Origin of the sequence: Pseudomonas donghuensis (assembly GCF_000259195.1) — a bacterium.
Taxonomy (GTDB): domain Bacteria; phylum Pseudomonadota; class Gammaproteobacteria; order Pseudomonadales; family Pseudomonadaceae; genus Aquipseudomonas; species Aquipseudomonas donghuensis.
Genome location: NZ_JH650766.1, coordinates 46343 through 53365, shown reverse-complemented (window position 1 = coordinate 53365; position 7023 = coordinate 46343). Strand labels below are relative to the sequence as shown.

Annotated in this window: 4 protein-coding genes; 2 read left to right on the top strand and 2 right to left on the bottom strand. The window is 57.0% G+C overall.

Annotation, left to right across the window (positions count from 1 at the left end):
* Positions 1-3008: sensor domain-containing protein (locus tag UW3_RS27025; RefSeq protein WP_010223249.1), on the top strand; the 3008-nt coding region annotated here is incomplete at its 5' end.
* A gap of 470 nt (positions 3009-3478) precedes the next feature.
* On the opposite strand, the gene UW3_RS0114645 is transcribed toward UW3_RS27025, so the two are convergent.
* Together UW3_RS0114645 and UW3_RS0114640 are read right to left on the bottom strand one after the other, a co-directional pair.
* Positions 3479-3925 (bottom strand): Hsp20 family protein, encoded by a 447-nt coding sequence (locus UW3_RS0114645; protein WP_010223248.1) that lies wholly within the window; start codon positions 3923-3925, stop codon positions 3479-3481.
* A 115-nt stretch (positions 3926-4040) separates the two neighbouring features.
* Positions 4041-5000 (bottom strand): tRNA dihydrouridine synthase, encoded by a 960-nt coding sequence (locus UW3_RS0114640; RefSeq protein WP_010223247.1) that lies wholly within the window; start codon positions 4998-5000, stop codon positions 4041-4043.
* An 810-nt stretch (positions 5001-5810) separates the two neighbouring features.
* Here UW3_RS0114640 and UW3_RS28240 point away from each other — a divergent pair.
* Complete coding sequence (locus UW3_RS28240) at positions 5811-6674, top strand: McbB family protein (RefSeq protein WP_081492798.1); 864 nt, start codon at positions 5811-5813, stop codon at positions 6672-6674.
* Positions 6675-7023: the final 349 nt, after the last annotated feature.

Genomic DNA, 7023 nt, shown 5'->3' with positions numbered 1-7023 from the left:
CAAGGGGGGAGCCGGTGGAGCAGGCCCTGCGCCATCGCATCCGTTGGCCCGATGGCAGCCTGCACTGGCTGGAAATCAATGGCAGCATGACCAAGGACCGCAGCGGACGGCGGCAAATGGTCGGGGTAATCCGCGAGATCACCCGTCAACGCGAACGGGAAGCGGCGCTGATCAACTCGGAAAAGCGCTTCGCCACCCTCTTCCACCTGAGCCCCAATGTCATCCTGCTGACCCGCCGTGCCGACGGCATGATCTACGAGGTCAACCAGCATTTTGAGAACATCCTCGGCTGGCCGGGCCACCAGATCATCCACAAGAGCACCCTGGAGCTGGGCCTGTGGGTCCATCCGCAGCAGCGCCACCAGGTACTGGCGGCGACCAGCGGCACCAGCGGCCCGGTGACCCTCGAAGTGCAGTTTCGCGGCAGCAACGGCGAAATTCACGACGGCATTCTCTGCACCCAGAATATCGAGCTGGAAGGCACCGCCTACCTGCTCAGTACCTTTGTCGACACCAGCGAACGCAAGCGCGCCGAACAAGCACTCAAGGACAGCCAGGAACGCCTGGACCTGGCCCTGGACTCGGCGCAGCTGGGCACCTGGGACTGGCACATCCCCAGCGGCATGCTTTACGGCTCGGCGCGCGCGGCCCAGTTACACGGCCTTGAACCGGCCCCCTTTCACGAATCCTTCGAGGCGTTTTTCGAAGGCGTGCCGGAACTGGAGCGCAGCACCATGCGCCAGGCCTATCGCAGCCTGCGTGAAGGCCCGGCCGGCAACTACCAGATCACCTACCGCATCCAGCTGGAAGATGGCACCTCGCGCTACATCGAAAGCCGTGCACGGCTGTACCGCGACGAACAAGGCAACCCGCTGCGCATGGCCGGCACCTTGCTGGACATCAGCGACCAGGTCGAACGCGAACAGCGCCTGACCAGCTCCGAAGAAAAGTTCGCCAGCCTGTTCCAGGCCAGCCCCGACCCGATCTGCGTCACTCGCCAGGACAGCGGCCAGTTCATCGAGATCAACCCGGCCTTTACCCAGGTGTTTGGCTGGAACGCCGAGCAGGTACTGGGCAACACCGCCGAACAGATCGGCCTGTGGGCCGAGTCCGCCGAACGCGCCCGACGCATCGAACGGGTGATCCGTGACCAGGCCCTGAACAACGTCGCCGTGGTGGTCAACCACAAGGACGGCCAGCCGCTGACCTGCGTGATCTCCAGCCGCCTGATCAAGGTCGACAACCAGCCCTGCAGCGTCACCACCCTGCGCGATATCACCCAGCAGCAGCGCGCCGAGGCGGCGCTCAAGGCCAGCGAAGAGAAATTCGCCAAGGCGTTTCACTCCAGCCCCGATGCCATCACCATCACCGAGCGCGACAGCGGCCGCTACCTGGAGGTCAACGATGGCTTCTGCCGCCTGACCGGCTACAGCGCCGCCGAAGTGATCGGCCAGACCGTGCACGACATCGGCATCTGGGCCGACGACAAGCAGCGCGCGGCGCTGCTCAGCGAATTTCAGGAAAAAGGCCGTGTGCATCACCGGGAAATGCTCGGGCGCAACAAGCGCGGCGACATTCTTACCGTCGAGGTGTCGATCGAGCCGATCAACCTCAACGAAACCGAGTGCCTGCTGCTCACCGCCCGCGACGTCAGCCAGTTGAAGAACGCCCAGGCGCAAATCCGTCACCTGGCCTACCACGACCCGCTGACCAACCTGCCCAACCGCGCCCTGCTGATGGACCGCCTGAGCCAGCAGATCGCCCTGCTCAAGCGCCACAACCTGCGTGGCGCCCTGCTGTTTCTCGACCTCGATCACTTCAAGCACATCAACGATTCCCTCGGCCATCCGGTCGGCGATACGGTGCTCAAGATCATCACCGCGCGCCTGGAAGCCAGCGTGCGCCTGGAGGACACCGTCGCGCGCCTGGGCGGTGACGAATTCGTGGTCCTGCTCAGCGGCCTGGAAGGCAGCCGCGAGGAAGTCACGGAGAAAGTCCGCGAACTGGCCGACACCCTGCGCGAACTGCTGGCCGAGCCGATGTCGCTGGACGGCCAGCGCCTGCAGGTGACGCCGAGTATCGGCGTGGCGCTGATCCCCGACCACGGCTCGACCCCGGCCGACCTGCTCAAACGCGCCGACATCGCCCTGTACCGGGCCAAGGATTCCGGGCGCAACACCACGCAAATGTTCCACACCACCATGCAAAAGGCCGCCAGCGAGCGCCTGCGCATGGAAAACGACCTGCGCCTGGCCTTGGCCCGCGGCGAACTGGCCCTGCACTTCCAGCCCCAGGTCGATGCCCGCGACAACCGCATCGTCGGTGCCGAAGTGCTGTTGCGCTGGCACCACCCGCAACTGGGCCAGCAGCCGCCGGCGCAGTTCATCCAGGTGCTGGAAGAAAGCGGGCTGATACTGGAAGTTGGCAACTGGATCCTCGACGAAGCCTGCGATGCCTGTGCCGGCATGCTACGCGACGGCCTGATCGCTCCGGACGACTTCAGCCTGTGCGTGAACATCAGCCCGCGACAGTTCCGCCAGAACGACTTCGTCGAGCGGGTGATGCGCAGCCTCGACGACTTCCGCCTGCCGCACAGAATCCTCACGCTGGAGATTACCGAAGGCATCGTCATTCAGAACCTGGAAGACACCATCAGCAAAATGCGCGAGCTCAAGGCCTTGGGCGTGAGCTTTGCCATGGATGACTTTGGTACTGGCTACTCTTCGCTGACCTACCTCAAACGCCTGCCGGTGGACGCCCTGAAGATCGACCAATCGTTCGTCCGCGACGCACCGCTGGACCCCAACGACGCCGAGATCGTCCGCGCCATCGTCGCCATGGCCCGCAGCCTGGACCTGGCGGTGATCGCCGAAGGGGTGGAGCTGTCGGAGCAGCTGGAGTTTCTCGAGCGGCTGGGGTGCCATTTGTACCAGGGGTATCTGCATAGCCGGCCGTTGCCGCTGGGGGAGTTTCGGGCGATGTTGCTTGAAGCGCCGGCAGGCTACTAAAGCGACCGAAAATGTAGGAGCGGGCTTGCCCCGCGATAGCGCCCTGCCTGCCAAATCGCATCGCGGGGCAAGCCCGCTCCCACAAGGGCAACGCGAATTGTGCTCTTGATCTTGATCTGCTTGTGATCTTGATCTACCGGCCCCGTTAACCAGAAGGGCCGAGTGCAGGTGTTGCGAAGGGGCTAGTGCGCAGCACCTTCGGCGTTAGCCGAAGTTGCGAAACGTAGAGTTGCTTGCAACTCGTAGTTCGCAATGCCCCGTAGCAACACCGTAGCGAGGGAACCCGAAGCGCAGCGTAGGGCCCCTGGTGGGGCAAGCCCTTTGGTTACTTTGGGGCGACTGCCAAAGTAACCCGCCGTAAGGGCGGAAAGGTGACTCAGCACCACCCTCGCCAACGGATAATCACCAAAAACCAAAGACCATAAAAAAGGGCACCCGAAGGTGCCCTCATCAACATCAACATCAACCAATCAATTCAGAGCAGGCTTGCCATCCCCATTGATCGGGATCCGCTTGGCCTTGGCCTCTTCCGGCACGATCCTCAGCAGATCGATGCTCAGCAGCCCGTTAGCCAGACCAGCCGCCTTGACCTCGATATGGTCAGCCAACCGGAACGACAACTTGAACGCCCGTTGGGCGATGCCCTGATGCAGATAGGTAACGCTTTCAGCGTTGCTGTCACGCTTGCCGCCAGTCACGGTCAAGACGCCTTTTTCCACTTGCAGGTCCAGATCCTGCTCCTGGAAACCTGCCGCAGCAACGACGATTCGATAGTGGTCATCGCCATGTTTTTCAACGTTGTAGGGAGGGTAGCTGCTACCCGCCTCATTACGCGCCGCAGATTCGAACAGGTCGTTGAAACGGTCGAAACCCACGGAATGACGGAACAGTGGAGCCAGAGAAAAAGCAGTAGTCATGATGCATCTCCTGAAAATCAGCGAGGTTGTGTAGTAGCGCGACCCGACTTCGGCATCGCGTACTCCCTAGATAAGGACCCTCGCCTGCTTTTCAAGCAACCCTGCAAAATTTTTTTCAGGCCGCCTCGCAGACCGGCACACCGATCAACTGCCCGACCCGGTCACAGTCGGTTTCCCGGCGCAATTCAGTGAACAGCGCCACCGCCTCGGGGTAGGTGCGGGTCAACATCGCCACCCACTGTTTCAAGCGCCCCGGTGCCTGGCGCGGCGTCATCTGCGCCCGGGCCTGGCCCCAGAAGTCCCGGATCAGCGGCAGCAAGCTGTGCCAGTCCATGGGCACGAACTCGACACCATCACGTTCGGCGGCGATCTGCCGGGCAAGGTCCGGGCGCGAAACCAGGCCACGGCCCAGCATGATGTCTTCAACACCGCTGACTTCTCGGCAACGCCGCCAGTCTTCCAGGGTCCAGACCTCGCCGTTGGCATACACCGGCACCTTGACCACGTCCTGCACCCGCGCCACCCACTCCCAATGGGCGGGCGGCTTGTAGCCGTCGACCTTGGTTCGCGCGTGCACCACCAATTGCTCGGCGCCACCTTCGGCCAGGGCCAAGGCGCAGTCCAGGGCGCCGTCGGGGCTGTCGAAGCCCAGGCGCATCTTGGCCGTCACCGGGATATGCGCAGGAACTGCGCGACGCACTTCTCGCAAGATGGCGTGCAGCAACTCAGGCTCTTTGAGCAGCACAGCACCGCCACGCGACTTGTTCACGGTCTTGGCCGGGCAGCCGAAGTTGAGGTCGATCACCGGCGCGCCCAGTTCACAGGCCAGCACCGCGTTTTCGGCCAGGCACACCGGGTCGGAGCCCAGCAATTGCACACGTAACGGCACTCCGGCAGCGGTCTGGGCGCCCTGGCTCAGCTCCGGCGCGAGCTTTTCGAAGGTGGCCGCCGGCAACAAGCGGTCGCAGACCCGAATGAACTCGGTGACACACCAGTCGATGCCGCCCACCTGGGTCAGTACGTCGCGAAGAATGTCGTCGACCAGCCCCTCCATCGGGGCCAGGGCAATTTGCATGGAGGCTGACCTGTTGAAAAAACGCGATTCTAACAAAGCCCGGACGACGGCAACAATTACCGAAGAAAATGAGGCAAACCAGCGATCACAAGGTGATTTCTCCCATGATGATTGCTGATGCGGCGAGCAAACCTCTTTCTCGACATCCACTCAATACTCCGCCAACGCCACTATAAACAAAAATAATAAAAACCTTCCGTCGGAATTTTGCACAACAACAAATTACAAACCAAGAAACAAAGTCCCAATAAAAAAGAAATCTCACAAAAACCATCAAGAGATGGACTACAAAAAATAAGGAACCGATAACGCCTGCCTTGAAATACAGAAAGCTCCTACAACAGATACATACTTAACTCAAGATATTTCAACAGACCTTTCCGAAATTAACCATTCCCCTTTAAACAAGAAATGGCCACATCGCTTCCAGCTTATGCGCCGTGCTTTGACAGAAAAAATAAAAACACCTAAACATTTCACACCTTCAACGAAATCTGGAGGACATCAAGTCGAGATATCTTTTACTACTGGAGAAAAAATAAATGAACATTGATCAAAAACTAGGCGAAATCCTTATAAGTACTAACAACCCAGAAATCTCAAACATGGAGTTTTTTGGCGGATCAGGAGGTGCAGGCGGATGCGGGGGAAGCGGCGGTTGCGGCGGCGGCGGTGGATGTAGTGGCGGGAGTGGTGGCTCAGGAGGTAGTGGTAACAATGGGATTAGCGAGCTAGAACCTTCTAGCTAACTACTAAAATGGCCTGTGTCTCAAAACCACCGCATGAGAGACGCAGGCCTAGGAGACGGACATGCAAATACGAATAAACAATTATGAAATATTAAACTTTGATACAGACACACTACTCTACTCCGAAAAAGGAATAACAAAAATACACTCCCCCAACCTGGAAAGAGCGCTTAGAGCAATAAAAGAAACCCACCTACCAGAAACAACTACCGGACAGCTAAATAGGGTATTCCAAGAACACAATCTAGAGCCAGACGAAGTCCTAGAATTCCTCAAACAAGTGTTAACTATCAGCCAAATCAAAGAAAATCCATATTTCAACAAGGCGCACATCTATCATGACTGGGAAATCACCTCAGAACTTACAAAATACATTACGAAGAATACTAACGCGACGATAAGTTTAACAAAACTTAACTACGACACACCAATCAAACCAGCACAAAAAACTTTTTTTGTTTTATCAAGCCTAACGCTTAACCCTTCAAAGCTTCGTGACTTATACTTCAAAACCTGCAGAGAAAATACTGACTGTGCAATATGCATTGGGTTTATCAGCGGAAACTGCTTTCATTTAACAGAGCCTTTCGTACCTGAGATCGGTAACCCGTGCGCCTTTTGCGTCATTGATCGAATAATCAGCTATGAGACCCAGCGCCCGGGATTTAGTTTATGGACAAAAATGTTGAATTTTTGCCAAACAAACAAAATCAGTCTACCGCCGCAACCCCTAGACCCATTACAGCTAACATTGATTCTAAGTGCAATCGTTAAAAGTATCACCACCCTCACTACTTCCCAACCCCGAAAAGTCACTCAAGACTCCACATTGCAGTCCACGACTTTAAACCTTGAAAGTGGACTTATAACCAAACAGTCCACCAGCCACTGGCTGATGTGCGAATGTCTGAGACTTAATCAATGACAATCTCTCACGATTACTATTTGAAATTTCTTGCAAACGACGTATTCGAGGAAACCCTATCCTTCCACTCGAAAGGAAACTTCACGATACACAGATCAACGAAACACTTTACCACCTTGCATCACCTCAGTGAAAGCGAGTTAAAAACGCTTACAGGTAACGAGATCAAACTATATCCGGACATAGCCACAGAACATGATCAGCACCATATCCCACAAATAAACACTGAACACCCACTAAGTAGAAACGAGTCCTGCAATGAGTTTTTTAGCCAAAGCATTCCCTTCCAAAATATTGGAAAGCTCCTTTCCCCACTACTGGGAAAACCTGAACATAAATTCAAGCGTGG